The sequence below is a fragment of the Croceitalea sp. P059 genome, assembly GCF_031846365.1.
GTDB classification, from domain to species: Bacteria; Bacteroidota; Bacteroidia; order Flavobacteriales; family Flavobacteriaceae; genus Croceitalea; species Croceitalea vernalis.
Map to the genome: position 1 here is coordinate 109,159 of NZ_JAVRHW010000001.1, position 25,334 is coordinate 134,492.

Below are 25,334 nucleotides of genomic sequence, written 5' to 3' on the forward strand. Positions count from 1 at the left end.
ATGAAACTATTTGATGTATATCCGCTTTATAATGTAACTCCAGTTTCAGCAAAAGGCGTTGAGGTCATTGATGATAAGGGAGAAAAATATTTAGACTTTTATGGCGGGCATGCAGTAATTTCTATAGGACATTCACACCCTCATTATGTTAACCGGTTAAAGAATCAGTTAGATAATATTGGTTTTTATAGCAATTCAATTCAAAATCCTTTACAAGCTGAGCTAGCAAACAAACTAGGTGTACTTTCTGATTGCGATGACTATAACTTATTTCTATGCAATTCAGGAGCAGAAGCAAATGAGAATGCCTTAAAAATGGCATCATTCCAAACTGGGAAATCAAAAGTAATTGCTTTTAACAACGCTTTTCATGGTAGAACCTCAGCAGCAGTAGCCACCACGGATAATATAAAAATTAATGCTCCTATAAATCTGCAACAAAAAGTTACATTTCTAGCTTTTGAAGATTTTGATGGTTTGGAAGCCGCTTTAAAGACCGGGGAGTATTGCGCCGTAATTCTAGAAGCTATTCAGGGAGTTGGCGGTTTAGATGAACCAAGTTCAAAATTCTATCAATTTATTGAGGCAAAATGTAAAGAAAATAATGTCTTAGTTATTGCCGATGAAGTACAATCTGGTTTTGGCCGAAGTGGTAAGTTTTTTGGGTTTCAACATCACGGTATAAAACCAGACATCATATCCATTGCCAAAGGTATGGGTAATGGCTTTCCAGTTGGTGGAATATTAATTCATCAATCTCTTAAGGCCTCTTACGGCATGCTTGGAACAACCTTTGGTGGAAACCATTTGGCATGTGCGGCAACTATGGCTGTACTAGAAGTTTTAGAAAATGAAAATCTTATTGAAAATGCCAACGAATTAGGTTGTTATTTCTATGGAAAGACAAAAGAAATTATGGCGATTAAAAAGGTCAAAGGCAGGGGATTAATGTTAGGTTTAGAATTTGATTTTGAAGTTGCAGATTTACGCAAAAAACTCATTTACAAGCAACATGTTTTTACCGGTGGTTCAGCCAATAAAAAACTATTAAGATTTCTACCGGCATTAAATATCACAAAGAATCATATTGATGTTTTCTTTGATGCTCTTAAAGCAGAACTAAAATGAAACACTACCTATCTATTAACGACTTAGAAAATTTACAGGAAGCTGTAAAAGAAGCTATTGCTATAAAAGAAAATCCACACCAATTGAAAACAATAGGTAACCAAAAAACAGTTTGCCTATTATTTTTCAACAATAGTCTACGAACTCGTTTAAGCACTCAAAAAGCAGCAATGAATTTAGGCATGCAAGTTATGGTAATGAATTTTGGTAGTGAAGGTTGGCAATTAGAATTTGAAGACGGAACTATCATGGATCAAGGCAAATCTGAGCATATTAAAGAAGCTGCTCAGGTAGTTTCCCAGTTTGCTGATATTGTTGCTATTAGAGCATTCGCTGGTTTAATCGATAAGGAAAAAGACGAGGCAGAACTCGTATTGAACGGATTTCGAAACTACGCTAGTATTCCCGTGGTTAATATGGAAAGCTCTGTGACCCATCCTTTACAAGCCTTGGCTGATGCAATTACATTAGAAGAAAACAAGACTAAAGAAAAACCTAAAGTAGTTCTTTCGTGGGCACCACACCCGAAAGCACTGCCCCATGCTGTTGCTAATTCTTTTGTGGAGATGATGAAATTACAAGATGCAGAGTTTGTGATTACACATCCTGAGGGATACGAGTTGAATCCTAAAATCACAAAAGGATGTACAATTGTTCACGACCAAGAAAAGGCTTTAGAAAATGCGAACTTTGTATATGTAAAGAATTGGAGTAGCTACTCAGATTACGGTGAAATATTATCTCAAGATAAAAAATGGATGATGACAAAAGAAAAATTGGGTAATGCCAAATTCATGCATTGTTTGCCAGTCAGAAGAAACGTGGTGGTCGAAGATGCTGTTTTAGATAGCAATCAAAGTTTAGTAATTGAACAAGCAAATAACAGAACCTATTCGGTACAATTAGTATTAAAGAGAATTTTAGAAAAACTGTGAAACAGCAATTATCCATAATAAAAATAGGTGGTAACATCATTGAAAATGAGTCTGAACTTTTTAAGTTCTTAGACTTATTCTCAAAAATTGATCGGCCTAAAATCTTAGTTCATGGAGGGGGAAAAAAAGCCAACCAAGTTTTAGAAAAAATGGGCATTGCTACTAAAATGGTAAATGGCAGAAGAATAACCGATGCTGAAAGTTTAAATGTTGCCGTTATGGTTTATGGTGGATTAACCAACAAAAAAATTGTTTCTAAGCTACAATCTTTACAATGCAATGCCATTGGAATGAGTGGGGCTGACGGCAATTCCATTCATGCTCATAAAAGACCTGTAACTGATATTGATTACGGCTTTGCAGGTGATGTAGACGGTGTAAATACAAATCTCATAAGTAATCTTTTGAAACTTGAGCTTTCGCCAGTTTTCTGTGCTTTAACTCATGACCAAAAGGGACAATTATTAAATACTAATGCGGATACCATTGCCTCAGAATTAGCGATTGGGATGAGCACAACCTTTGAAACTACGCTCTATTATTGTTTTGAACTAAATGGAGTCCTTCAAAATTTTCAGGATAAAAACTCAGTCATTAAAAAAATTGATTCAAATTCTTATGAAAGTTTAATATCTGAAGGCAGTATTGCAAATGGCATGCTTCCTAAAATGCAGAATTGTTTTCACGCCCTTAAAAATGGAGTAAAAGAAGTAAGAATAGGTAATTTAGGCCTATTTGAGAAAGAAAATACCAATTACACAACACTAGTTTTATGACGATTGATAAAGACACACTAGCACAAGAAGCTTTGGATTTATTGAAACAACTAATTGCAATTCCTTCTCTTTCAGAAGAAGAAGAGAAAACCGGTAATGCTATTGAAGCTTGGTTGAAGAAGTTTGGAGTAGAGACCAAAAGACAGTACAACAATATTTATGCGTACAACAAATATTATGATGAAAGCAAACCGAACCTATTATTGAACTCCCACCATGATACAGTTGAACCAAATTCCGCTTATACCAATGACCCGTTTGATGCTCATATAAAGGATGGAAAGCTATATGGTTTAGGAAGCAATGATGCCGGAGGTTGTTTATGTTCATTATTAGCAACGTTTGTTCACTTTTATGAGCGAGAAGACCTCAGTCATAATATTATCATGGCTGCAACCGGTGAAGAAGAAGATGCCGGTGCGAAGAGCCTATCAGCCCTGTTGCCTATTCTTCCAGAAATTGATGTCGCTATTGTAGGCGAACCAACAGAAATGCAACTTGCCATTGCTGAAAAAGGATTAATAGTATATGACGGGAAAATTCTTGGTACTCCTTCACATGCAGCACATCCAAATGATGACAGTGCTATTTACAAGACAGCAGCAATTTTGGATTGGTTCAAAAACTATGAATTCGAAAAAGTGTCAGAAGTATTGGGGCCAGTTAAAATTACCGTTACACAACTAAACGCCGGCAGTCAACACAACGTTGTACCTGCGCATGTTGATTTGGTCATTGATACAAGGGTAAATGATTGCTATTCCAATGGAGAAATTAATGACATTCTTCAAAAAGAAGCACCTTGTCAATTAACCCCTCGATCTTTGAACAAAGACAGTTCTTCAATTTCACTTGACCATCCTCTGGTACAATCTGGCATCGCGCTAGGTAGGGAAACCTACGGTTCGCCAACATTATCTGACCAAGCAAAATTGAGTTGCCAATCCTTAAAATTGGGACCAGGTTATAGTCCTCGCTCGCATTCTGCAGATGAATTTATTTATGTAAGAGAAGTAGAAGAAGGGGTAGGTTTGTACATTGATATTCTTGAAGGATTCTTAACATCGACCAATAATTAATAAATAATGGACCATTAGTTATAGTCCATCGCTAACTGATAATTGAACTATGAAACTCTGGGACAAAGGTTTTAATACCGATAAGAAAATAGACTATTTCACTGTCGGCAACGACCGTGAACTTGATTTAGTTTTAGCTAAATATGATGTAATAGCTTCAAAGACACATGCTAAAATGCTAGGCAAAGTTGGTTTGATAACTGAGGTAGAATCCAAGGCTTTGATAAGTGAATTAGATGCCATTGCTAAGTCAATTGAAAAAGGAGACTTCACTATTGAAGAGACTTTTGAAGACATGCATTCCAAAATTGAATTCCTATTAATTGAAAAGCTTGGTGATACCGGTAAAAAGATTCATACAGCTAGATCAAGAAACGATCAAGTTTTAGTGGCGATGCATTTGTATTTAAAAGAAGAACTAACTGAGATTAAATCTCAAGTAAAACTCCTTTTCAATAAACTCCTTCTTCTTGCAGAAAAGCATCAAAAAGTCTTGCTTCCAGGTTATACTCACTTACAAATTGCTATGCCATCTTCATTTGGACTATGGTTTTCGGCTTATGCAGAAAGTTTAATTGACGATCTGTTTTTTGTGCAAGCGGCATATAAAATTGCTGATCAAAATCCGCTAGGAAGCGTAGCAGGTTATGGTAGCTCGTTTCCAATTGATAGAAGTTTTACAACAAAAGACATGGGTTTTAATACTATGAAATATAATGTCGTTGCTGCCCAAATGGGCAGAGGAAAGGTGGAAAAAGCTACTGCCTTTGGCATCTCTAGTATTGCTGGAACCTTGTCCAAATTGGCTATGGATATTACGCTTTATATGAGTCAGAATTTTGATTTCATTTCCTTTCCAGATGAGTTAACTACTGGTAGCAGTATTATGCCTCATAAAAAGAATCCAGATGTGTTTGAATTAATTCGCGCCAAATGCAATAAAATTCAGGCTATTCCTAACCAACTTACATTAATTACCAATAATTTACCGAGCGGTTATCATCGTGATTTACAGTTGGTAAAAGAAATTATAGTTCCTGCATTGCAAGACATGAAAGCTTGTATAGAGCTTATGACTTTTAGTCTAAATGAAGTTAAAGTTAAAAAAGACATTCTCGAAGATCCTAAATATGATTATCTATTCAGTGTTGATACTTTAAATGAAATGGTAAAAACTGGCATACCCTTTCGAGATGCCTATAAAACCATGGGCAAAGCCATTGAAAATGGAAATTTTAAACCTAAAAAGGATATAGACCATTCTCATGAAGGCAGTTTAGGAAATTTGTGTTTAGATATGATTAAAGCAAAAATGAAAAACCTGTAGTACTAACTACGCTTTAGATAGCAAAAGAATTTCAATATTTGTTTCTCCTCAATGTTGATAGTAAAATATTCAAAAAATAAACAAGTTGCACCGCTATAAATAATAGGAAAGCCAAAAGGAAAATGGCAGATTCATCATATTGGTGATATATTTTGTCACTAGCTCCTAAATAAGGAAAGTCTTTATCTTCTATTCTAAAATATTTTGGAAAACAAAGTGGAATCAATAAGATTAATGAACCTATAAAATGTGCCAATTGAAGGCTTGAAATCATTTTAATATTAATTCTGGCTAGTATCCAATAGCCTAATCCAATTAAGCCAAACCACTGTGCAAAAATTATAAAGAAAGTAGTATAATCAAAAACGAGATAAGTATCGTAAATATTAATAATTAAGGTCGCATCATTCTGTGAAAGAGACATTGCACAAAAAAGTAGTAAAAAACTAGCGACACGGAGAAATGCGCCTTCTGGCATTTCATTTACTTACTATTTTATCATCCCCAAATTAATTACTTCTTGAGCCGTAAGGTTTCTCCAATGACCACGAGGCAAATCTTTTTTGGTTAATCCAGCAAAAACTACTCGGTCCAGCTTCACTACTTTATATTCTAGATGTTCAAAAATGCGCCTTACGATTCTGTTACGACCTGAATGAATTTCAATTCCAATTTCTTTTTTGGTAGTGCCACTAATGTAGGAAACCTCATCTACTTGAACTGGTCCATCTTCCAATTCAAGACCAGCTTGAATTTTTTTCAAATCCGCTAGAGTAACATTTTTGTCGAGTACAACATGATAAATTTTACGAACTCCGAATTTCGGATGGGTCAATTTCTTGGTGATATCTCCATCATTCGTAAACATTAAAAGACCCGTTGTATTTCTATCTAACCTGCCCACAGGAAATAATCGATTATTAGATGAACTAGAAATTAATTCCATTACTGTTCTTCTGCCTTTTTCGTCATTTGTTGTGGTAATAAACCCTTTAGGTTTATTTAATAAAATATACTCTTTTTTCTCAGGGTTTAGTCGCTGTCCATCATAGCGAACATCATCAGTCAACTTTACTTTATAGCCCATTTCAGATACCACCTTACCGTTTACAGTGACACTGCCGGCCGCAATATACGTATCGGCCTCGCGACGAGAGCAAACACCTGCATTTGCAATGTATTTGTTTAACCTAATGGCATCAGGATTGGTATTTGTTTTTGGTGGTGCTTTTCGCTTTTTAGGAGGTGTACTTCTTGAGAAGTCTTTCTTTTTTCTAAACCCACCAGTTGGTCGGTTTTTATTGCTATCTGAATTGGGTTTGCGCTTACCCTTATAGTCTGATTTCGCCATCAGTCATTAATTTTTGACAAAGGTAGGCTTTTAGAAATGCTCTTTCTAACGAAAATGAGAATTATAAACACCTAATATAACATGCAATTAACACTTATATTTATAGTAACTAATTCAACCAAAATGAATCGTAAAATTTTATTTCTACTTCTCGCACTATTCGGGACAACTATATTAGCTCAAAAAAAGGTTTTAGATCATGCGGATTATAAAATCTGGAGTACAGTTCAAGACGCCACAATATCACCTGATGGTTCGCATGTAATTTACAGTATTGAACGTGGTGAAAAAGACAACTTTTTAAAAATACAAGATTCAAATGGCAACTTTATTTTAGAATATGATAGAGCCGATAAAGGTCAATTTACTTATAATTCAAAATACGCAATTTTTAATATAAATGCTTGGAAAGACAGTGTTATTGCCATGAAAAAGCGTAAAGTTAAAAAGAAAAACCTCCCGAAAGATTCTTTGGCAATTTTCAATTTAAAGACACAATTCCTTTCTAAAATTGGGAATATAAAATCATATAAAGTTCCGAAAAAATGGTCCGGTTTTGTAGCATATCAATTAGAAGACATTAAAAAAGAGAAAACCTTAGAAGAAAAAGATTCAACTAAAACAAAAGAAAAGAAAAAAGAAAAACTTAAAAAAGTTGGAAAAGACAATGGGTATCATTTAGTTCTTAGAAATCTAAAAAACAATTCTCAAGATACTATCAAATTTGTAAAAGATTACATTTTTGCCGAAAAAGGAAAATATCTAGCCTATTCTTCAACAGGTGAAACCAAAAAAGATTCCTCAGGGGTTTTTATAATGAATTTAGTATCCAACTCGAAAATTGTATTGCATAAAGCAACTAAAGCTAAATACTTTAAGATGAACTTCAGTGAATCTGGTAAGAATTTGGGATTTGTTGTAGATACTGATACTTCCAAAATTCAATTAAGACCTAACGAACTTTATTTATGGAAAGAAGGTCAAAAAACAGCTATGAAAATAGCAGATAATGCAACCACACCAAGCGGATACGTTGTTTCAAAATATGGCGAGGTTCATTTTTCAAAAGATGAGTCAACATTATTTTTTGGCCTTGCTAAACCTCCAATTGAAAAAGATACTTCCCTGTTGGCAGAAGAAATTGTAAATGTAGAAGTATGGACCTATAATGAACCTAAATTATACACTGTTCAAGAATTACAACTTAAAAATGATAGTATTCAATCATTTACATCGGCTTATCATTTAAAAAATAATAAAATAGTTCAATTGGCGAGTTCTGCCTTTATGAATACGGAATTAGGTGATGAGGGTAATGGTAAATTTGCGCTTGTAAATACAAGTATACCTTACGAACTACCAAGTCAATGGACAGGACGTAGAGCTTATGACTACAAAGTTATCAATACAGAAACAGGACAAACTCATTTAGAGTTGAAGCAAATACCCAGAATGAGATTGAGTCCAAAAACAAATTATGGATATGGTTACAATCGTGCAGATAGTACATGGTTCGCCTATAATCTTAATAATAAAAGCTATGCAAGCCTCACAAAGGGTAGCATTTTTTATGATGAACGTAATGACTCACCTATTTTTCCTAGAGCCTACGGTCTTGCAGGCTGGACAAAATATGATAAAGAAATAGTCATTTATGATAGATATGATATTTGGAAATTCAATCCTGACACAAAAAAATCTGTTCGATTAACTAATGGCAGAGCAACCAAAACTGTATATCGCTATGAAGAATTGGATAAAGAAAAACACTACTTAAATATTAATGAAAAGTGGATTTTAAGAACCTTTAATGAAACCACTAAAAATGCTGGGTATGCAGAATTCAATCCAAAGAATAATTCTATAAAACAACTCATTGAAGGTCCTTATCGTTATTCCAATTTTCAAAAATCAAAATTGAGTAATACCGTAATTTATTCAAAAGAATCTTTTGAGACTTTTCCTGATATACGCTTAACGGACTTAAATTTTAAAAAAGATATAAAACTTAGCGAAGCGAACCCACAACAATCATCCTATAATTGGGGTACCATTGAATTGGTTAATTGGACTTCGTTAGACGGGAAAGTGTTATCGGGGATGTTGGTTAAACCGGAAGATTTTGACCCAACTAAAAAATATCCTCTACTAGTCAATTTTTATGAACGAAGCTCAGATGGAATTCATAGGCATAGGTATCCAAAACCTGAGCGTTCTACTATTAATTATAGTTTTTTTACAAGTCGAGGTTATGTGATTTTTAATCCCGATGTAGAATATCGAATTGGATATCCGGGAGAAAGTGCATATAACTGTGTTATCCCTGGTGTAACTTCATTAATTGAAAAAGGATTTATTGATAAGGATAATATTGGTGTACAAGGTCATAGTTGGGGCGGTTACCAAATTGCATATTTAGTTACCAAAACCGATATTTTTAAGGCTGCTGAGTCTGGGGCGCCTGTTCCTAATATGATTAGTGCTTATGGCGGTATTAGATGGTGGACTGGTTTAAGTAGACAATTTCAATATGAACACACTCAGAGCAGAATTGGTGGCACTCCATGGGAATACCCCGCTCGATATATCGAGAACTCCCCAATTTTTAATATTGATAAAATCAACACCCCTTTATTGATAATGCATAACGATGCGGATGGTCATGTTCCATGGTATCAAGGCATTGAATTTTTTGTAAGTCTACGTAGATTAGGCAAACCTTCATGGTTTTTAAATTACAACGGAGAACCACACTGGCCATTGAAGTATCAAAATCGAACTGATTTTAGTATTCGAATGGCACAATTTTTTGACCATTATTTAAAAGGAAAACCTAAACCAATGTGGATGGAACGCGGTGTGCCACCAATTGAAAAAGGGATTAAACAAGGCTACCAATTGATTGAAAAATAAATTTTTATCAAACACAAAAGTTCTAAATTTTGAAAATCAGATTTCGTATCTCCTTTTTTATCTTTTGCTTCATTCTTACTAGTTTATCTTCTCAAATTACTAAACGTGATAGTATAAAACAACAAGTTGAAAATTTAAAGAAAACATTACCTAATTTCCAAAAAGACACACTTTATATTAATACCCTATTGGACTTAGCATTTGAAAATAGATATTATAATTTAGACACCCTTTATTTACTAACTAATGAAGCTCTAGGCTTAAGTGAGTCCATAGATTTTAAAATTGGAAAAGCCAAGTGTTATTTCAACTTAGGGACTTTTTTTTCGAAAAAAGGTAAGCATGAGCTGGCACTAAAAAATTTCTCAATTTCAAATAACCAGGCGAAAGAACATGCTGAATATGAATTAGAGTTAACTACTATAGATGCAATTGCATACGAATATGAGTTCAAGGGTAATTTCACTCTAGCACTAAAAACTTATTTAGAAGGAAAAGAAAGAGCCGAATCTTTAAAAAACTTTACATCTCTTGCCAATTTCAATGCTAACATAGCCTCTCTTTATTTACAATTAAATGACTATGATATGGCTCTTAATTACTACACTAAAGCCAAAATTATTAGAGTAAAACTCGGCAAGCCAATTGCCTTGGCAAAAACTAACTGTAACATAGCACACCTTAATATCGATATAAAGAAATTTGATATAGCACTAAAAAACCTAGATTACTCCCTAAAAATATTTAAAGAAAATGCAATTCTTGATTGGCTTGCGTATGCCTATGAAATAAAAGGAAAGTTATTTCTAAAAAAGAATGAATTTGAAACTGCCGTTCTCTGGTACCAAAAGAGTGAGGCTATTTATAAAGAATTAGATGATGAATACTACCAAATAAGAATGTTACTCGGAATGTCTGAGGCACTTTTAGGTCTTAATAAAAATGAGCTCTCTTTTAAGTATGCCAACAAAGCAAGAAAACTTTCTGAAAAGCTAACTTTTACAAAAGGATCTAAAGATAGTGCTCGCATGTTGTTTTTAATAAATAAAAGTAATGGGGAATTTGAAACCGCTTTGCAGTATTATGAAAAGTACCAAACATTAAAAGATTCTTTAAGTATCAAAGAAAATAATAAAGCTCTTATGCTTTTTAAAGCGCAAAAGGAATATGAGGAAGAAAAAGAAGAATTTATCGAAGCAAATGAAGAATTAGTAGCCAAGCAAAAATCATATGTTTTTATATCTATTGGTATTCTAATTTTTCTACTAACCGTCCTTTTTTTAGTTAAAAGAAATGAGAAAAATTATAAATCATTAAATCAAAAATTAATGATTCAACAAGCTAATCTCAAACAGAGTGAAAAACAACTGCGTTATACTAACTTGACAAAAAATAAATTATTTTCAATTGTAGGTCATGATTTACGGGGGCCTATAATTTCTTTTCAAGAACTTATTAAACTCCATTTGAAAGGCTCCATAAGCAAAAAAGAATTTATAGCCTTTGTTCCTAAACTCAAAACATATATTGACAGCATAGCATTTACACTTGATAATCTATTGCATTGGGGACAAACACAAATTAATGGACTAACAACGAATCCAACGAACAACATTGTACAAAATATTTTAGATGACAATATCTCATTACTATCAGAAATAGCTTCAAAAAAATCAATCTCTATTCAAAATAATATTTCATCCAATATTGTTTCTTTTGCAGATGGGAATCATTTAGATGTTGTTGTAAGAAACCTTTTAAACAATGCTTTAAAATTTACCGAAGTAAACGGAGAAATTTCAATAGGAGCAGCCGATAGACTCAATTTCTGGGAAATATATATAAAAGACACGGGTATTGGTATGGATAAAAAAACCATTGATGAAATTTTTAATACGGATAAAACCTATTCGACTGTTGGAACTAATAGAGAAAAAGGTACCGGATTAGGCATTTCATTATGTAAAGAGCTAATTGAATTAAATGGAGGAAAGATTTGGGTAGAAAGTTCTTTGAATATTGGCTCTAGTTTTTTCTTCACACTTCCCAAGTCAGAATTAATTTCTAAATAAATTAAGAGCACTAATTAGTCGTTAAACTCGACGGTAGATTGTCTCCCTCTATTTACAATGAGTTTAGTAACATCAGGCCTTGAATAATGTCCAACGGGATCAAAGTTTTGACGTTCTTCAAATACGCGATTAAAGTCAAGTGTATGATATATTAGACCTTCTTTGCCAATAATAGGTGCTACTATCCACTCTCCATCTGGCCCTGCGATACAAGAACCTCCATTTGCCAAAGTATCAGGAGCCTCGGATAGTATCTCTTTAATATATGGTGTTTCTTCAGGAAAATTCTCTTTATGCATTAAGGCCGAAACAGAGATGACATAACTGCGAGACTCCCTGGCGATGAATCGGGTAATATCTTTAGTATTATGGTCACTACCGGGCCAAACTGCTACATGTAAGTCTTCTCCTAGACCATATAATGCAGCTCTTGGTAATGGCATCCAATTCTCCCAACAGTTAAGTCCCCCAACAGTAAATTGTTTTAAGGGATGCACTTGTAATCCATTTCCATCGCCAGGTGCCCATGTTAAACGTTCGTCATAAGTTGGTTGTAATTTTCTATGGACAGATTTAATTTCGCCCTGTTCATTAATATAAACCAAGGACGCATAAATACTATGACCTCCCCTATTTTTTGCCCTTTCCATTATGCCCAAATAGATGGCAATTGAATATTCTTTAGCTAAATCACAAATACTATTTAATTCTCCAGATTCTATTTGAATAGAATTACGAACATAATGTGCATGAAGCTGTTTGTTAACTTCTAGATTCCATTTAGCTCCTTGGGTGAGTGCCAACCAAAACGGATAACCAGGAAGCAAAGCTTCGCCAAAGACAATTAGTTCACTCTTATTTTGCGAGGCCTCAATAATTGATGCTTCAATTTTCGCAATTGTTGCTTTTTTATTAAGCCAAACCGGAGCTATTTGAGCTAAGGCCACATTCAATAAATTCTCCATTATATAATTCTATTTAAGACCAAATCAACATCAATTAAAAGGATACTAAAAACCCCAATCACTATTATGAACTTTAAAATATTATGAAGCCAAACGTAATGTTTTTTATCTGTTGCTCTAAATAATAAAATAATAAAAAACACCAATAACAGAATGCTACCTGTAAAGTAAACATACATTAAACCAACATCAAATTTAGTTACTAGAAGCCATGCTGGTATAAGGGTGAAAATCACTAAAAACATTATTAAAGATTTTGCTTTTCTAGCTCCATAAAGAATAGGAATGGTCCTATAATTCTGAGTCAAATCACCTGCAATATTTTCCAAATCCTTAATCATTTCTCTTGCCAGCATCAATAAGAATAAAAACAACGCATGAACAAAAATTACAGCTTCAAAATTTTTATAATAAACAAAAACCACAAAAAATGGAGCAATCGCCAAAGTAGTGGAAACCAAGTTTCCTAAAAAAGGAATTCGTTTCAACTTATGAGAATACAGCCAAATTCCGAAGATATAGGCTGAAAAAAACAAAACCGCCCTAAATGATATATAGCTTGCTGCCAAAACTGCAATAAAATTTAAAACAAAATAGGTAGTCAATTTAAAGCGCTGACTTACCAACCTATCTAACATACTTTTGGTTGGTTTATTAATAAGGTCTTTTTCAGCATCATAAAAATTATTAATGATATAGCCTGATGCTATTACTAAAGCAGAAGCGGTGACAATTAAAAAAAGATTAATATCGAAAACAACAGTTCTTAAAGGTAAATTAGGTGAAAGTATGTAAATTGATGCCAAATACTGGGCAAAGGTTATCATTAGAATATTATATCCTCTAACAACAGAAAATAGACTCAACAACTTAAAAAGAAGGAGTTTATTTTTTCTAGTAAACATGTTTTGATTTTAGAAGTTGTAAACCACTTCTAAGTTATGACCTTTTAACGAAGTTTTTGCTTTATCAATATCTTCAGTAAAACCTAAAATATAGCCTCCGCCACCTGAACCACATAACTTGAGATAATAATCATTGGTTTCGATACCTCTTTTCCATAAATCATGAAACTGTTTAGGAATCATAGGTTTAAAATTATCGAAAACCACATGAGATAGTTGCTTCATGTGACCAAAAAGACTCTTAATATCACCATTTAAGAAATGATCGACACAAGCATCAGTATGCTTGATAAATTTATCTTTAAGCATACTTCTAAAACCCTCTTGCTTCATTTGCTCCATAAAAATCTGTACCATTGGAGCAGTTTCACCAGTAATACCACTATCCAATAAAAATACAGCTCCCTTACCCGCCCTGTTTTGAGTTGGTAAACTTGTGGACTCAATATTGTCTTTGGAATTAATCAGTATTGGCAAACTTAAGTAACTATTTAAAGGATCTAAACCAGAAGATTTTCCGTGAAAAAAAGATTCCATTTGACCAAAAATGGTTTTCAACTTTAAAAGCTTTTCTCGTGTTAAATTTTCTAGAACGGTAATTTTATCAAGTGCATATTTATCATAAATAGCTGCAACTAATGCACCACTGCTTCCGACTCCATAGCCTTGTGGTATAGAGCTATCGAAATACATTCCATCCGAAACATCATTTCTAAGCGATTCAATATCAAATTCAAAAAGTCCATCAGCCTGAAGATTACCAATATGTTCGGCAAAACCAATCAAACTTTGATTTGATTTGACCGCTTCATGAGACGGATTATCATCTGTCTTCAATGCACCTTTAAAAAAATTATAAGGAATTGAAAGGCCTTTAGAATCTTTTATAATTCCATATTCGCCAAACAGCAGAATTTTTGAATAAAATAATGGTCCTTTCATAGGTTTTGAATGATAAACTTAAATTTTGTTTAATCACTTCGCTTATAAAGATAAACAAAGTGGGGTCTAAATCAAAAGTTTATACTATAGTTTGGCTTGGCTTTAAGAGAAAACGTGTAAATCCATTAAAAATTATGGACATCCTTAAGCTATTTTTGTTGCCCCTTGACCAATCCGATCACAAATATAATGTCCGTTCTCACAGTACACAACTAATTCATCTTGAATAAATTGAATTGCTTTTTCTTTTACCATTTCAGGATATAAAACATGAACATTTGCACCGGCATCAAGCGTAAAACAAATAGGGGTATTCGTAGCTTCACGGAAAGACCAAATTTTATTAATAATTTCCAAAGTATTTGGCTTCATTAAAATAAAATAAGGCAAACTCGTCATCATCATTGCATGTAAGGTTAATGCTTCACTTTCTACAATTTTTATAAACTCATTCAAATCTCCTTTTTCAAACACTTGCTCTAACTTATCTAAATTGTTATGAGCCTGCTCAAATCTTTGATTTGCAAATGGGTGATTGTGCATTAACTCATGACCAACCGTACTACTTACGGTTTTCTGTCCTTTATGAACTAATAAAATGGTATCATGATAATTCATAAAATTTGAGTGCACCTTAAATGGGTAAGAAACGCCAAACAAATTAGAACTTTCTTTTATTCCTCCATACTTTCCCCATTGTATAAAAGGACCCTCGATGCTTCTGCAAGCACTACCTGAACCCAAACGTGCAAGAAAAGATGCTTTTCGGTTAAAATATGATTGAGTAATTTCTGGGTTTAATTGTTTTTCTATTGACATAACGCAAAGCGCCAATGCTCCCATTCCACTAGCTGAAGAAGCAATTCCGCTACTATGAGGGAAGGAATTAGATGTTTCTATTTTTAAATGACATGATTTAAGAAAAGGCACATACTTATCAATTCTTTCAAAAAATGTCTGAATCTTCGGTTTAAAATCTTGATTTTCCTTTCCTTCAAAAAATAAATCAAACGAAAAGTCAGATGATATTTTATCTAGCTTTTTGTAGGTAACAGTAGTTGTAGTTGCACAGGCATCAAGTGTAAAACTTATAGATGGATTAGCAGGAATCTGATTTGGTTTTTTACCCCAATATTTTACTAAAGCGATGTTACTAGGAGCCTTCCAACCAACTCTTCCTTCTGAAGATATTACAAACTCGTCATCAAAGATGAAATTATTCTCGGTCATTAAAAGCAATTTTAGCAAAGATAAATGAAGTACCGCTATGGTAGTGTTCAATTGAAATTAATTGTTATTTTAGTAAGAATTGCACTACCATGAGAAGAAAAGTCACCAAAATAGTAATTGCTGTAATTGTTTGCCTTTTAATTGGTTTCTTATCTAGTTTTGCTACCCAAAGTTCTGTGAATGATTGGTATATAACCTTAAATAAACCGAGTTTTAACCCGCCTAACTGGCTATTTGCTCCTGTATGGACTATACTCTATGTCATGATGGGGGTTGCTGCCGGAATCGTTTGGGGCAAAGGATTTCATCATGTTTGGGTCAAAACTGCACTCTATCATTTCGGTTTTCAGCTGTTATTAAATGCATCATGGAGCATTATCTTTTTCGGATTAAAAAATCCTTTAGCTGCTTTGTTTGTCATTTTAATACTTTTAGTACTAATTGTGTTAACCATAAGATGGTTTAACGTAGTAAGTAAAAAAGCTGCTATTTTAATGGTTCCATATTTGTTTTGGGTTATTTTCGCAACAGCATTAAATTTTAAAATTTGGGAATTAAATTAAATTTTTGAGCTCATTCATTAATGAACTTAAGAGGTCATTTCAATCATTTTTTTAAGAGTATTCAGATTACGAGTTGTGGCATTTACTTTAAGCTTTTTTTCTATCAAATTGTTATTCAACTTAGCCCTTCCAGCACCTTTTTTGCAATTTAAATAAACACAATTTTCAGTAAGGAAAAATTCTTCATTAATAAATTGCAATTCTTTAAAATCGTTCACCAGAAATTTATCAGGCTCATCAATAAAAAAGGTGAAATATAAATTCTTTTCATCTGCATTTTTAAAAGGAATACCTTCCAAAATATTAACAAGAGTTACTTTAGTTGTTAGTAATACGGGAACATCAAACCCAAAATCTTGATTGATACTTTTTTCAATTATTGATTGTAATTCTTTAAATGGCTTTTTAGATTTAATAACCAAATTTCCGCTTTGTATATATGTTTTTACATTGTCAAATCCTCTCTTACCTAAAGTTTCTTTCAACTCAGCCATCTTAATTTTTTTCTGACCGCTAACATTTATTCCTCTTAAAAAACAGATATAAGACTTCATTATAATTTTTGCTTTGTTCTAAAACTAGCACATTTATTTTTAGTAAATTCCGTGAACTAATTAATATTTATGAGTGAGTATATTTTAGCCTTAGATCAAGGCACAACCAGTTGTAGGGCTGTCGTTTTTGATAAGAAAGGCGTCATAGTTTCTATAGCTCAAAAAGAGTTTACCCAAATTTTTCCAAAACCAGGATGGGTAGAGCATGATGCTACAGAAATATGGTCAACTCAGGCAGGTGTTGCTGCAGAAGCAGTTACAAAAAAAGGTTTAGAAGGGCAAGCAATAGCTGCAATAGGCATCACAAATCAACGTGAAACAGCTGTTGTATGGGATAGAAAAACCGGAGAACCTATTTATAACGCCATTGTTTGGCAGGATAAAAGAACTGCAAGCTTTTGCGATGATTTAAAAGCGAACGGAAACACTGATTTGATTCGTAAAAAAACAGGTCTGGTCATTGATTCTTATTTCTCGGCAACTAAGGTAAAATGGATATTAGATAATGTTGAAGGAGCAAGAGCGAAAGCTGAATCTGGTGAATTAGCTTGGGGTACAATTGACTCTTGGTTAATTTGGAAAATGACTCAAGGAAAATTACATATTACCGATGTAACAAATGCCTCTCGTTCCTTGATTTTTAATATTAACTCAATGGAATGGGACGAAGAGCTTCTAGAAATTTTTACCATTCCTAAGAGTATGTTGCCAGACGTAAAACAATCAAGCGAAGTATATGGTCATACAAGTCCTAACTTTTTTGCTAATAAAATACCTATTGCAGGTATTGCAGGTGATCAGCAAGCCGCTCTTTTTGGACAAATGTGCACCAAAAAAGGAATGGTTAAAAACACCTATGGAACTGGCTGTTTTATGCTCATGAACATTGGAGATAAACCTACAAAATCAAAAAACAATCTCTTAACCACCGTTGCTTGGAAGATTAATGGACAAACAACCTATGCCCTTGAAGGAAGTATTTTTATTGCTGGGGCTGTTGTTCAATGGCTTCGTGATAGTTTGAAAATTATTCAAAAGTCGGCCGATATTGAAGCTTTGGCCAGTACAGTTAAAAACTCCGAAGGTGTTTATTTTGTGCCAGCATTTGCGGGATTAGGTGCTCCTCATTGGAACCAACAGGCCCAAGGAACTCTGTTTGGACTAACAAGAGGCAGCACTGATGCGCACATTGCTCGCGCAGCATTGGATTCCATCGCCTACCAAACAATGGATATATTAAAAGCAATGGAAGCTGATTCCAATGTTTCAATAAAAGAACTTCGGGTAGATGGTGGTGCTACTGTAAATGATTTATTAATGCAGTTTCAGTCAGATGTTTTAAATACGATAACTGTACGCCCAAAGATTATTGAGACTACGGTTATGGGGGCAGCATATTTGGCAGGATTAGCTGTTGGGTTTTGGAAAAGTCAAGAAGAAATTCAAGATATTTGGCAAACTGATATACATTTTAAACCAACCTCTGATAGAAAAACAATTGATGACGGAATTAAAGGTTGGTACAAAGCAATTGATGCCCTAGAACATTGGACAAAAAATTAAGTAAAAATCTTTTTAAATAAAACCAAAATATGAGTCCATTTGTAGCCGAGATTGTCGGCACCTTTCTTTTAATTCTTTTAGGTTGTGGTGTTAATGCCAATGTTTCATTAAACAAGACTTATGGTAGCGGTTCAGGCTGGATTGTTACTACAACTGGTTGGGCATTAGCAGTTTATACAGGCGTGGTGGTTGCAGGGCCTTATAGCGGTGCGCACTTAAACCCTGCTGTTAGTATTGGATTAGCTTTTGCTGGAGAATTTTCGATATATGATGTACCCAAATACATAATCGCACAGTTTATAGGTGCGATGCTAGGAGCATTTTTTGTTTGGTTAATGAATAAAGATCATTTTAACATAACCGAGGATGGAGATGCCAAACGTGGTGTTTTTTGCAATACTCCTGCAATCAAAAATATTCCGATTAATATTTTGACTGAAATATTAGGAACTTTCGTCTTAGTATTTGCAGTATTGTTTTTTACTGATGCAACAATTACAGATGATAATACCATTATAGGTCTGGGTTCACTTGGTGCTTTACCAGTTGCATTAATTATATGGTCAATTGGTCTTTCTTTAGGAGGAACAACGGGTTACGCAATTAATCCAGCTCGTGATTTAGGTCCGAGAATTATTCATGCTTTGGTTCCCATAAAAAATAAGGGCTCTCACGGTTGGGGGTATTCTTGGGTTCCTGTTGTTGCACCAATTATAGGTGGAATTTTGGCGGCTTTTATTGCTGGGTATTTACAATAGCTTGAGCTGCAATATAGGCTCCAGTCCATGCATTTTGAAAATTAAACCCGCCAGTAATGGCATCAATATTTATAACTTCTCCGGCAAAATAGATGTTCTTTAATTTTTTGCTTTCAAAAGTTTTAAAATTAATTTCTTTCAAATCAACCCCACCAGCTGTAACAAATTCTTCTTTAAAAGTACTTTTCCCTTCTACTTTCAATGTACATCTTGTTAACTGCTCTGATAAAGATCTAATGCTTTCTTTTGAAACGTCAGCCCACCTCAGCTCAGGTGTTATTCCTGAAGCTTTTACCAAACTGTTCCATAGACGTCTTGGAATATCAACAGCTTTTGTTTTTAAGATTGTCTTTTTAGCTTCAACATCTTTTATTTCCATAAATAAACGCTCCAATGACATAGTACTATATTCGGGCAACCAATTTATCTCAATTCGGAAATTATAGTTCAGCTCATTTAAAACAGCTGCTCCCCATGCAGATAATTTTAAAATGGCAGGACCACTTAAACCCCAATGTGTAATTAACAAGGGCCCTTCAGATTCCAAAAGAGATTCTTGCCTAACGGCACTCTTAAGTTGTATGGAAATCTTTGAATCGTACTTTTTCTTTGGTAGTACTCTAACCTCGGCTTTGGTACTTAAACCTTGAATTCCTTTTATTCTTTCGTCATTTATATTAAACGTAAATAAAGATGGTACTGGAGGTATTATGCTGTGACCCATTTTTTGTAGTAAATCCCACATTTTTGGACTGCTACCAGTTGCGATAAGAAGTTTTTGACAATGGTAAAATTTATTTTTAGTAGCCACTTGCCAGCCTTCATTTATTTCTGAAGATTGTTCAATTAATTTGATAGGATTATTACGAAGAACCTCAATAGAATACTTTTCAGTCGCATTCAAAAAACAATCTATAATACTTTGAGAACTATTAGAAAGAGGAAAGATTCTACCATCTTCTTCAATCTTTAAAGGAACCCCTCGTTCCTCAAAGAACTGCATAATATCGCCAGTACTATGGGTATGAAACGGCCCTAATAATTCTTTTTTACCACGAGGATAATTATTAATAAGTTCTTGAGGGTTAAACTCAGCATGCGTAACATTGCAACGGCCACCGCCAGATATTTTTACTTTACCCAGAACCGTTTTGCCTCGTTCAAAAATCGCAATTTTCTGTTTGGGATTATTTTCTGCAATTTGAATTGCGGCGTAAAAGCCTGCAGCCCCACCACCTGCAATAATTACATCATAAATCACTGAACTCTATCTGGGTAATTGGTAAAAACACCATCTACACCAAAATCTAACATTTGTTGTAAATCTTCAGGTTCATTTACGGTATAAGTATATACCTTAAAACCTTCATTTTGTATTTGCTTTACTTTTTCAGCTGTTAAGGTTTTGAACCAAGGATTAACTGCAACGGCATTCAATTCTTTTGCCATCGCTATTGCTTCATCAAAAGCTTCATCTTCAGTTAGAACAGCTATTGCTCTATCAGGATTCAATTCTCGAGTGTATTTCAATTCGTCCCAATTAAAGCTTGAAATCACAAAATTTTCAGCGCTCCAACCATGCTTTTCAGCATAGTAGTTGGTAATGAAATTTACTCGGTCGGCGGTATTAGTACCTTTCAATTCTATATTTAGTGCAACTTTATTATCAATTAATTTAAGAACTTCTTGAAGTGTTGGTATTCTATGATTGCCATCTAAAATCACCTGTTTTAAATCACCAATATAATACTCTTCAATATTACCTGGAGCGTTAGAAATTCTATCTAAGGTTTGATCATGAAAGACCATGATTTCACCACTTTTAATTTTAAAAACATCAATTTCAATCATATCTACACCCAAGTCCAATGCCTTTTGTATAGATGCAAGGGTATTTTCAGTTTCGTAGCCCATTGCACCTCTATGGCCAATAACTAAAAGTTCTTTTTTATCCATTTCACATGAACTTAGTAATGTCAAACAAAAAATTCCCCAGAATAAAACTTTCTTCATTTTCATTTATCTTAATTAATGCCTAAAAATACAATTTGAGAAACTATTCATTTCTGAAATTAAGCCTATTATTTATTTTATTATTCTATGACGCGAAAAATATAAGACTGTAATGGCTTTAATGAAACTTGAATTTTTCCAATACCATTATCGACTTCTACAGTTTCAAAATTACCATATAATTCATCTTTAATTTTATATTGTTGATTTTTTAAATTCCATTTTGCTACAATATCTTTCGGTAGTTTCAATTCGAAATCAAAGCTTTCAATTTCATCAAAATTAGAAACAACAATTAACTTTTCATCTTCGCTCCACCTCACGAAAGACAATACTCTATGATTGTAACCTTCTGTATTTTCTTTATTGTAAAAATGAACTTCTTGATATGCCTCCATTAAGGCAGAACTGTTAATTGTAAAATTTAGAAGTCTCTTATAAAAATCACGCAGCTCTTTTTCTGAGTCCGTAAGTTGTCCTCCATCGTACTTTTTATTATTCACCCAACGTTGATGCGCAGGGACTCCAACATAATCAAATATTGAGGTTCTTGTTGGGCTCCCAAAACCAGCATTTTCTGAACCATCCTCTCCCACTTCTTGGCCAAAATAAATCATAGTAGGTGATGAACTTATAGTTGCAGAAACAACCATTGCTGGCATTGCTATTTCAGCTTTTCCTACAAAATCAGGGCTTGCTATCCTTTGTTCATCATGATTCTCTAAAAAATGAAGCATATGATGTTCAATGTCTTTTAAACCATTTTGAACAACAGGTATATGATCAGTCCAGCCATAACCTTTCATAATATGTTTTATACTATCATATAACTCTACTTTATCATAGAGGTAATCCATTTTTCCTTTATAAATATAATCTCTGTACAATTTAGGGTTATATACTTCTGCTAAAATAAAAGCATCTTGGTTCTTCATTTTTATCGATGAGTTTAAGAAGCTCCAAAACTCCACGGGTACCATTTCTGCCATATCAAATCGAAAGCCATCTACTCCAAAATCTAGCCAATACAAAGTGATGTCTCTAAATTTATACCATGAATCAGGTAAGTCTTTATTCTTCCAAAATTCAAAGTGAGATTTAAAATCTTCTTGTGCATATTGACTTGGAAGGGTTTCAAAATCATAAGAACCATCTGGTCGAACGCCGTAATTAATTTTAACAGTTTCATACCAATCATTAGTATGTGGTCGAACAGATCTAGAACCATTGCCAGTCCATTTAGCAGGTGCTTCTTTAAATTTGGAATCAACTAAATTATTTTTGGCACCTCCTAAGGGCAAATATCCATCTTGCCATTCAGGAACTTCAAACTCACTATTGGGAATATAATAGAAATTATTGTCCCTAGAATATTCCACATTAGTATTATCATCAGCGCCAAAATCCTTTACGCCTTTCGGGTTGGTTAAACCTTCATAATTACGGGCAACGTGATTAGGCACAATATCAATAATTACTTTCATACCGTGTTGGTGAGTCCTATCTATCAAAGCCTTAAATTCTTCTAATCGATTAATAGGATTAAGAGCCAAATCAGGATTCACGTTGTAATAATCTTTCACCGCGTAAGGGGAACCAGCTCTACCTTTAACAACATCAGGATCATCATGTGATACTCCAATTGATGAATAATCATTGATAACTGCATGATGCGGCACACCTGTATACCACATATGTGTAATACCTAAGTCTTTAATTTCTTGAAGGGCCTTATCATCAAAATCATCAAATTTACCTACACCATTTTCCCGTAGCGTTCCCCAAGGTTTATTTGTGGTATTAGTATTCCCAAAAAGACGAGTAAAAACCTGATAAACCACCACTTTCCTTTTTTGCATAACTTCAGGTTCTATTTTTTTAATGTTTTCTCTTTTACAGCTATGAATTAAAGCAACTACGATGATGGTCAAGGTTAAAAGTCTTTTCATACATTGACTTGTTTGCCTGGTAGTAAGATTACACGTTGATTATTTACTCTTATTGACATTTCTTCTTGACCTGTTAGTTCAAAAGAAGTGTTATCAACAGAAACACTAACCTTGATTATCCTATTTCTAAAATTGACTTTAAACGAATAAGATTTCCACTGTTTTGGAATTTGAGGAGTAAAACAAAGTTTATCTTCAAGCACCCGCATACCGCCAAACCCTTCAACAATACTCATCCAAGTACCTGCCATTGAAGTAATATGTAAACCTTCTTCAACTTCTTTATTATAATCATCTAAATCTAATCGAGAAGTTCGCAAATAAAATGTGTAAGCCTGATCCATCCGGCCTAGTTTAGCCGCTTGAATACTATGTACACATGGTGATAATGAAGACTCGTGTACTGTAAAAGGTTCATAAAAATCAAAATGTTTTTCTAATTCTTCTATAGAAAAATCTTCTTCGAAAAGATAAAATCCTTGTAAAATATCAGCTTGTTTTATGTAAGGTGAACGCAAAATTCTATCCCAACTCCATTTTTGATTAATTGGTCGATCTGATTTAGCCAAATCATTAACCTTAATCAGTTCTTTATCTAAGAACCCATCTTGCTGCAAAAATATTTGATGCTTTTTTGAGAAAGGAAAGAACATATTAGACGCCACTTCATCCCATAAATCCGTCTCATCAGAAGTCAATTTGGTATGGGCAATGATTCGATCATAATCAACCGGATATCCATCTTTAACTTTTTGCAATTGTTTTAATGTGTATTTGATACACCATTTTGCTAAATAGTTCGTATACCAATTATTATTGATATTATTTTCATATTCATTAGGTCCAGTAACACCTAAAATGACAAACTTTTTCTTTTTTGATGAGTAATTAGCACGTTGATGCCAGAATCGAGCAATGCCTATTAACACCTCAAGACCCATTTCAGGTATATAACTATAGTCACCTGTAAAACGGTAATAATTATAAATTGCAAAAGCTATTGCTCCGTTTCTATGTATTTCTTCAAAAGTAATCTCCCATTCGTTATGACATTCTTCTCCATTCATGGTTACCATAGGATATAATGCCGCACCGTATGAAAAACCTAATTTTTTCGCATTCTCAATAGCTTTTTCTAAATGATTGTAACGATATTCCAATAAACTCCATGCCACTTCTTGGTTTTTAGTAGCCATATAAAATGGAAGACAATACGCTTCAGTATCCCAGTAGGTACTACCGCCGTACTTTTCTCCAGTAAATCCTTTAGGACCAATATTCAATCTAGAATCTTTACCTAAATAAGTTTGATTTAATTGAAAAATATTGAAGCGAATGCCTTGTTGAGCTTTAACATCACCTTCAATTGTAATATCACTCATTTCCCAAATAGCAGCCCAAGTTTGTTTTTGCTTTTTTAATAAAACCTCAAATCCTAATCCTGAAGCTTCATTTAAAAGATGATTTGCGGCATCAATTAGTTCTGAAGGTTTATGATTTGTTGAAACAGTATATCCACCATACTTAGTTAATGTAATAGTTTCGTTTGATTTAAGTTCATGCTGAAATTGGCAACCAACAACAAGCTCTTCATCTTGAAGCTCTAAAACTTCAATCATTTGATTGTTGACTTCTGCTGTGGCTTCCATAAAAGTACATGTAGCAAAATTGGTTTTCATGGTGTGTGCTTCGATAAAAGCACGATTGCCAATTGAAGCTACACTTGTAGTATTCCAAAATTTATCGTCCCAGTTACTATCTTCATTAGTTATACCGCTATCAATGTAAGGTGTCATTCTGATATTAGCATCCGAATTCAAGACCGTCAATTTATATTCAATGGCACCAAGCTCATCTAAGTCCAAACTTAAAAATCGTTGAACATCAACTTTTACTTCAATATCATTGGGTAGAGTGGCTTGAAAACTGCGTATATACCAACCTTCTTTCATGTTTAATTCTCTCTTAAAAGAAGTAACCTTTTTACAAGTGGCCAAGTCAAGCGCTTGTTCATTAACATGAATATTGATTCCAATCCAATTTGGAGCGTTTAGAACTTTAGCAAAATATTCTGGATATCCGTTTTTCCACCATCCTACTCTAGTTTTATCTGGGTAATAAACACCTGCTATGTAGCTTCCTTGAAAAGTATCGCCGGAATAGTACTCTTCAAAATTAGCACGCTGACCCATAGCGCCGTTACCAATACTAAATAGGCTTTCAGAAGATTTTACTCTATCTGTTTCAAAACCCTCCTCAATAAGTGACCAAGGGTTTGGCTTTATATAATCTTGATTCATTAAAACTGCAG

21 protein-coding genes are annotated in these 25,334 nt (G+C 33.8%); 10 read left to right on the forward strand and 11 right to left on the reverse strand.

What is annotated here, in order from left to right:
* The 5 genes from RM542_RS00460 to argH are packed head-to-tail and all read left to right on the forward strand — an operon-like array spanning position 1 to position 5,245.
* Entirely contained in the window at positions 1-1,128 is a 1,128-nt protein-coding gene (locus RM542_RS00460) for an aminotransferase class III-fold pyridoxal phosphate-dependent enzyme (protein ID WP_311383733.1), read from the forward strand.
* Entirely contained in the window at positions 1,125-2,063 is a 939-nt protein-coding gene (locus tag RM542_RS00465; protein WP_311383734.1) for an acetylornithine carbamoyltransferase, read from the forward strand. Before RM542_RS00460 ends, RM542_RS00465 begins: the two co-directional genes overlap by 4 nt.
* Positions 2,060-2,839, forward strand: coding sequence for an acetylglutamate kinase (argB, locus tag RM542_RS00470; protein ID WP_311383735.1), 780 nt, complete (start codon positions 2,060-2,062; stop codon positions 2,837-2,839). The genes RM542_RS00465 and argB overlap by 4 nt, the downstream gene beginning before the upstream one ends.
* Positions 2,836-3,918 (forward strand): M20/M25/M40 family metallo-hydrolase, encoded by a 1,083-nt coding sequence (locus tag RM542_RS00475; RefSeq protein ID WP_311383736.1) that lies wholly within the window; start codon positions 2,836-2,838, stop codon positions 3,916-3,918. The genes argB and RM542_RS00475 overlap by 4 nt, the downstream gene beginning before the upstream one ends.
* Before the next feature lie 49 nt (positions 3,919-3,967).
* Positions 3,968-5,245: an argininosuccinate lyase gene (argH, locus tag RM542_RS00480; protein ID WP_311383737.1), complete on the forward strand. Its 1,278-nt coding sequence runs from the start codon at positions 3,968-3,970 to the stop codon at positions 5,243-5,245.
* A gap of 31 nt (positions 5,246-5,276) precedes the next feature.
* Here argH and RM542_RS00485 read toward each other — a convergent pair whose 3' ends face one another.
* Positions 5,277-5,723 (reverse strand): hypothetical protein, encoded by a 447-nt coding sequence (locus RM542_RS00485; protein WP_311383738.1) that lies wholly within the window; start codon positions 5,721-5,723, stop codon positions 5,277-5,279.
* A 12-nt stretch (positions 5,724-5,735) separates the two neighbouring features.
* Positions 5,736-6,596 (reverse strand): pseudouridine synthase, encoded by an 861-nt coding sequence (locus tag RM542_RS00490; protein ID WP_311383739.1) that lies wholly within the window; start codon positions 6,594-6,596, stop codon positions 5,736-5,738.
* A 123-nt stretch (positions 6,597-6,719) separates the two neighbouring features.
* Between RM542_RS00490 and RM542_RS00495 the strand changes: the two genes are divergently transcribed.
* Both RM542_RS00495 and RM542_RS00500 read left to right on the forward strand, forming a co-directional pair.
* Complete coding sequence (locus RM542_RS00495; protein ID WP_311383740.1) at positions 6,720-9,509, forward strand: prolyl oligopeptidase family serine peptidase; 2,790 nt, start codon at positions 6,720-6,722, stop codon at positions 9,507-9,509.
* Positions 9,510-9,697: 188 nt separating this feature from the next.
* Positions 9,698-11,581, forward strand: coding sequence for a tetratricopeptide repeat-containing sensor histidine kinase (locus RM542_RS00500; RefSeq protein ID WP_311383741.1), 1,884 nt, complete (start codon positions 9,698-9,700; stop codon positions 11,579-11,581).
* Between the two features lie 14 nt (positions 11,582-11,595).
* Here RM542_RS00500 and RM542_RS00505 read toward each other — a convergent pair whose 3' ends face one another.
* The 4 genes from RM542_RS00505 to RM542_RS00520 form a co-directional block, all read right to left on the reverse strand.
* Positions 11,596-12,546: a carbon-nitrogen hydrolase family protein gene (locus tag RM542_RS00505; protein ID WP_311383742.1), complete on the reverse strand. Its 951-nt coding sequence runs from the start codon at positions 12,544-12,546 to the stop codon at positions 11,596-11,598.
* Positions 12,546-13,451 carry a geranylgeranylglycerol-phosphate geranylgeranyltransferase gene (locus RM542_RS00510; RefSeq protein ID WP_311383743.1) on the reverse strand — a complete coding sequence of 302 codons (906 nt, stop codon included), beginning with the start codon at positions 13,449-13,451 and terminating at the stop codon, positions 12,546-12,548. The genes RM542_RS00505 and RM542_RS00510 overlap by 1 nt, the downstream gene beginning before the upstream one ends.
* Before the next feature lie 9 nt (positions 13,452-13,460).
* Entirely contained in the window at positions 13,461-14,393 is a 933-nt protein-coding gene (locus RM542_RS00515; RefSeq protein WP_311383744.1) for a mevalonate kinase, read from the reverse strand.
* Between the two features lie 144 nt (positions 14,394-14,537).
* Complete coding sequence (locus tag RM542_RS00520) at positions 14,538-15,623, reverse strand: diphosphomevalonate decarboxylase (RefSeq protein ID WP_311383745.1); 1,086 nt, start codon at positions 15,621-15,623, stop codon at positions 14,538-14,540.
* Between the two features lie 89 nt (positions 15,624-15,712).
* On the opposite strand from RM542_RS00520, the gene RM542_RS00525 reads away from it, so the two are divergent.
* Positions 15,713-16,186, forward strand: a complete 474-nt coding sequence (locus tag RM542_RS00525) for a TspO/MBR family protein (protein ID WP_311383746.1) — start codon at positions 15,713-15,715, stop codon at positions 16,184-16,186.
* 26 nt (positions 16,187-16,212) lie between these two features.
* On the opposite strand, the gene RM542_RS00530 is transcribed toward RM542_RS00525, so the two are convergent.
* Entirely contained in the window at positions 16,213-16,740 is a 528-nt protein-coding gene (locus RM542_RS00530; protein ID WP_311383747.1) for a DUF1697 domain-containing protein, read from the reverse strand.
* A gap of 69 nt (positions 16,741-16,809) precedes the next feature.
* Between RM542_RS00530 and glpK the strand changes: the two genes are divergently transcribed.
* Positions 16,810-18,303, forward strand: coding sequence for a glycerol kinase GlpK (glpK, locus tag RM542_RS00535; RefSeq protein WP_311383748.1), 1,494 nt, complete (start codon positions 16,810-16,812; stop codon positions 18,301-18,303).
* A gap of 29 nt (positions 18,304-18,332) precedes the next feature.
* Entirely contained in the window at positions 18,333-19,061 is a 729-nt protein-coding gene (locus tag RM542_RS00540) for an MIP/aquaporin family protein (RefSeq protein ID WP_311383749.1), read from the forward strand.
* On the opposite strand, the gene RM542_RS00545 is transcribed toward RM542_RS00540, so the two are convergent.
* From RM542_RS00545 to RM542_RS00560, 4 genes are all read right to left on the reverse strand, one after another.
* Positions 19,039-20,319: an NAD(P)/FAD-dependent oxidoreductase gene (locus RM542_RS00545; protein ID WP_311384883.1), complete on the reverse strand. Its 1,281-nt coding sequence runs from the start codon at positions 20,317-20,319 to the stop codon at positions 19,039-19,041. The two genes, RM542_RS00540 and RM542_RS00545, sit on opposite strands and share 23 nt — an antisense overlap.
* Entirely contained in the window at positions 20,319-21,074 is a 756-nt protein-coding gene (locus RM542_RS00550; protein WP_311383750.1) for a glycerophosphodiester phosphodiesterase family protein, read from the reverse strand. The genes RM542_RS00545 and RM542_RS00550 overlap by 1 nt, the downstream gene beginning before the upstream one ends.
* Before the next feature lie 80 nt (positions 21,075-21,154).
* Complete coding sequence (locus RM542_RS00555) at positions 21,155-23,023, reverse strand: alpha-amylase family glycosyl hydrolase (protein WP_311383751.1); 1,869 nt, start codon at positions 23,021-23,023, stop codon at positions 21,155-21,157.
* Positions 23,020-25,323: a glycoside hydrolase family 65 protein gene (locus RM542_RS00560; RefSeq protein ID WP_311383752.1), complete on the reverse strand. Its 2,304-nt coding sequence runs from the start codon at positions 25,321-25,323 to the stop codon at positions 23,020-23,022. The genes RM542_RS00555 and RM542_RS00560 overlap by 4 nt, the downstream gene beginning before the upstream one ends.
* Positions 25,324-25,334: the final 11 nt, after the last annotated feature.

Coding starts and splice junctions, on each gene's coding strand:
- RM542_RS00515 (WP_311383744.1), bottom strand. CDS start 14,393: ATGAAAGGACCATTATTTTATTCAAAAATTCTGCTGTTTGGCGAATAT.
- RM542_RS00530 (WP_311383747.1), bottom strand. CDS start 16,740: ATGAAGTCTTATATCTGTTTTTTAAGAGGAATAAATGTTAGCGGTCAG.
- RM542_RS00475 (WP_311383736.1), top strand. CDS start 2,836: ATGACGATTGATAAAGACACACTAGCACAAGAAGCTTTGGATTTATTG.
- RM542_RS00550 (WP_311383750.1), bottom strand. CDS start 21,074: ATGAAGAAAGTTTTATTCTGGGGAATTTTTTGTTTGACATTACTAAGT.
- RM542_RS00460 (WP_311383733.1), top strand. CDS start 1: ATGAAACTATTTGATGTATATCCGCTTTATAATGTAACTCCAGTTTCA.
- RM542_RS00485 (WP_311383738.1), bottom strand. CDS start 5,723: ATGCCAGAAGGCGCATTTCTCCGTGTCGCTAGTTTTTTACTACTTTTT.
- RM542_RS00520 (WP_311383745.1), bottom strand. CDS start 15,623: ATGACCGAGAATAATTTCATCTTTGATGACGAGTTTGTAATATCTTCA.
- RM542_RS00560 (WP_311383752.1), bottom strand. CDS start 25,323: ATGAATCAAGATTATATAAAGCCAAACCCTTGGTCACTTATTGAGGAG.
- RM542_RS00540 (WP_311383749.1), top strand. CDS start 18,333: ATGAGTCCATTTGTAGCCGAGATTGTCGGCACCTTTCTTTTAATTCTT.
- argH (WP_311383737.1), top strand. CDS start 3,968: ATGAAACTCTGGGACAAAGGTTTTAATACCGATAAGAAAATAGACTAT.
- RM542_RS00495 (WP_311383740.1), top strand. CDS start 6,720: ATGAATCGTAAAATTTTATTTCTACTTCTCGCACTATTCGGGACAACT.
- RM542_RS00555 (WP_311383751.1), bottom strand. CDS start 23,023: ATGAAAAGACTTTTAACCTTGACCATCATCGTAGTTGCTTTAATTCAT.
- glpK (WP_311383748.1), top strand. CDS start 16,810: ATGAGTGAGTATATTTTAGCCTTAGATCAAGGCACAACCAGTTGTAGG.
- RM542_RS00465 (WP_311383734.1), top strand. CDS start 1,125: ATGAAACACTACCTATCTATTAACGACTTAGAAAATTTACAGGAAGCT.
- RM542_RS00525 (WP_311383746.1), top strand. CDS start 15,713: ATGAGAAGAAAAGTCACCAAAATAGTAATTGCTGTAATTGTTTGCCTT.
- RM542_RS00510 (WP_311383743.1), bottom strand. CDS start 13,451: ATGTTTACTAGAAAAAATAAACTCCTTCTTTTTAAGTTGTTGAGTCTA.
- RM542_RS00505 (WP_311383742.1), bottom strand. CDS start 12,546: ATGGAGAATTTATTGAATGTGGCCTTAGCTCAAATAGCTCCGGTTTGG.
- RM542_RS00490 (WP_311383739.1), bottom strand. CDS start 6,596: ATGGCGAAATCAGACTATAAGGGTAAGCGCAAACCCAATTCAGATAGC.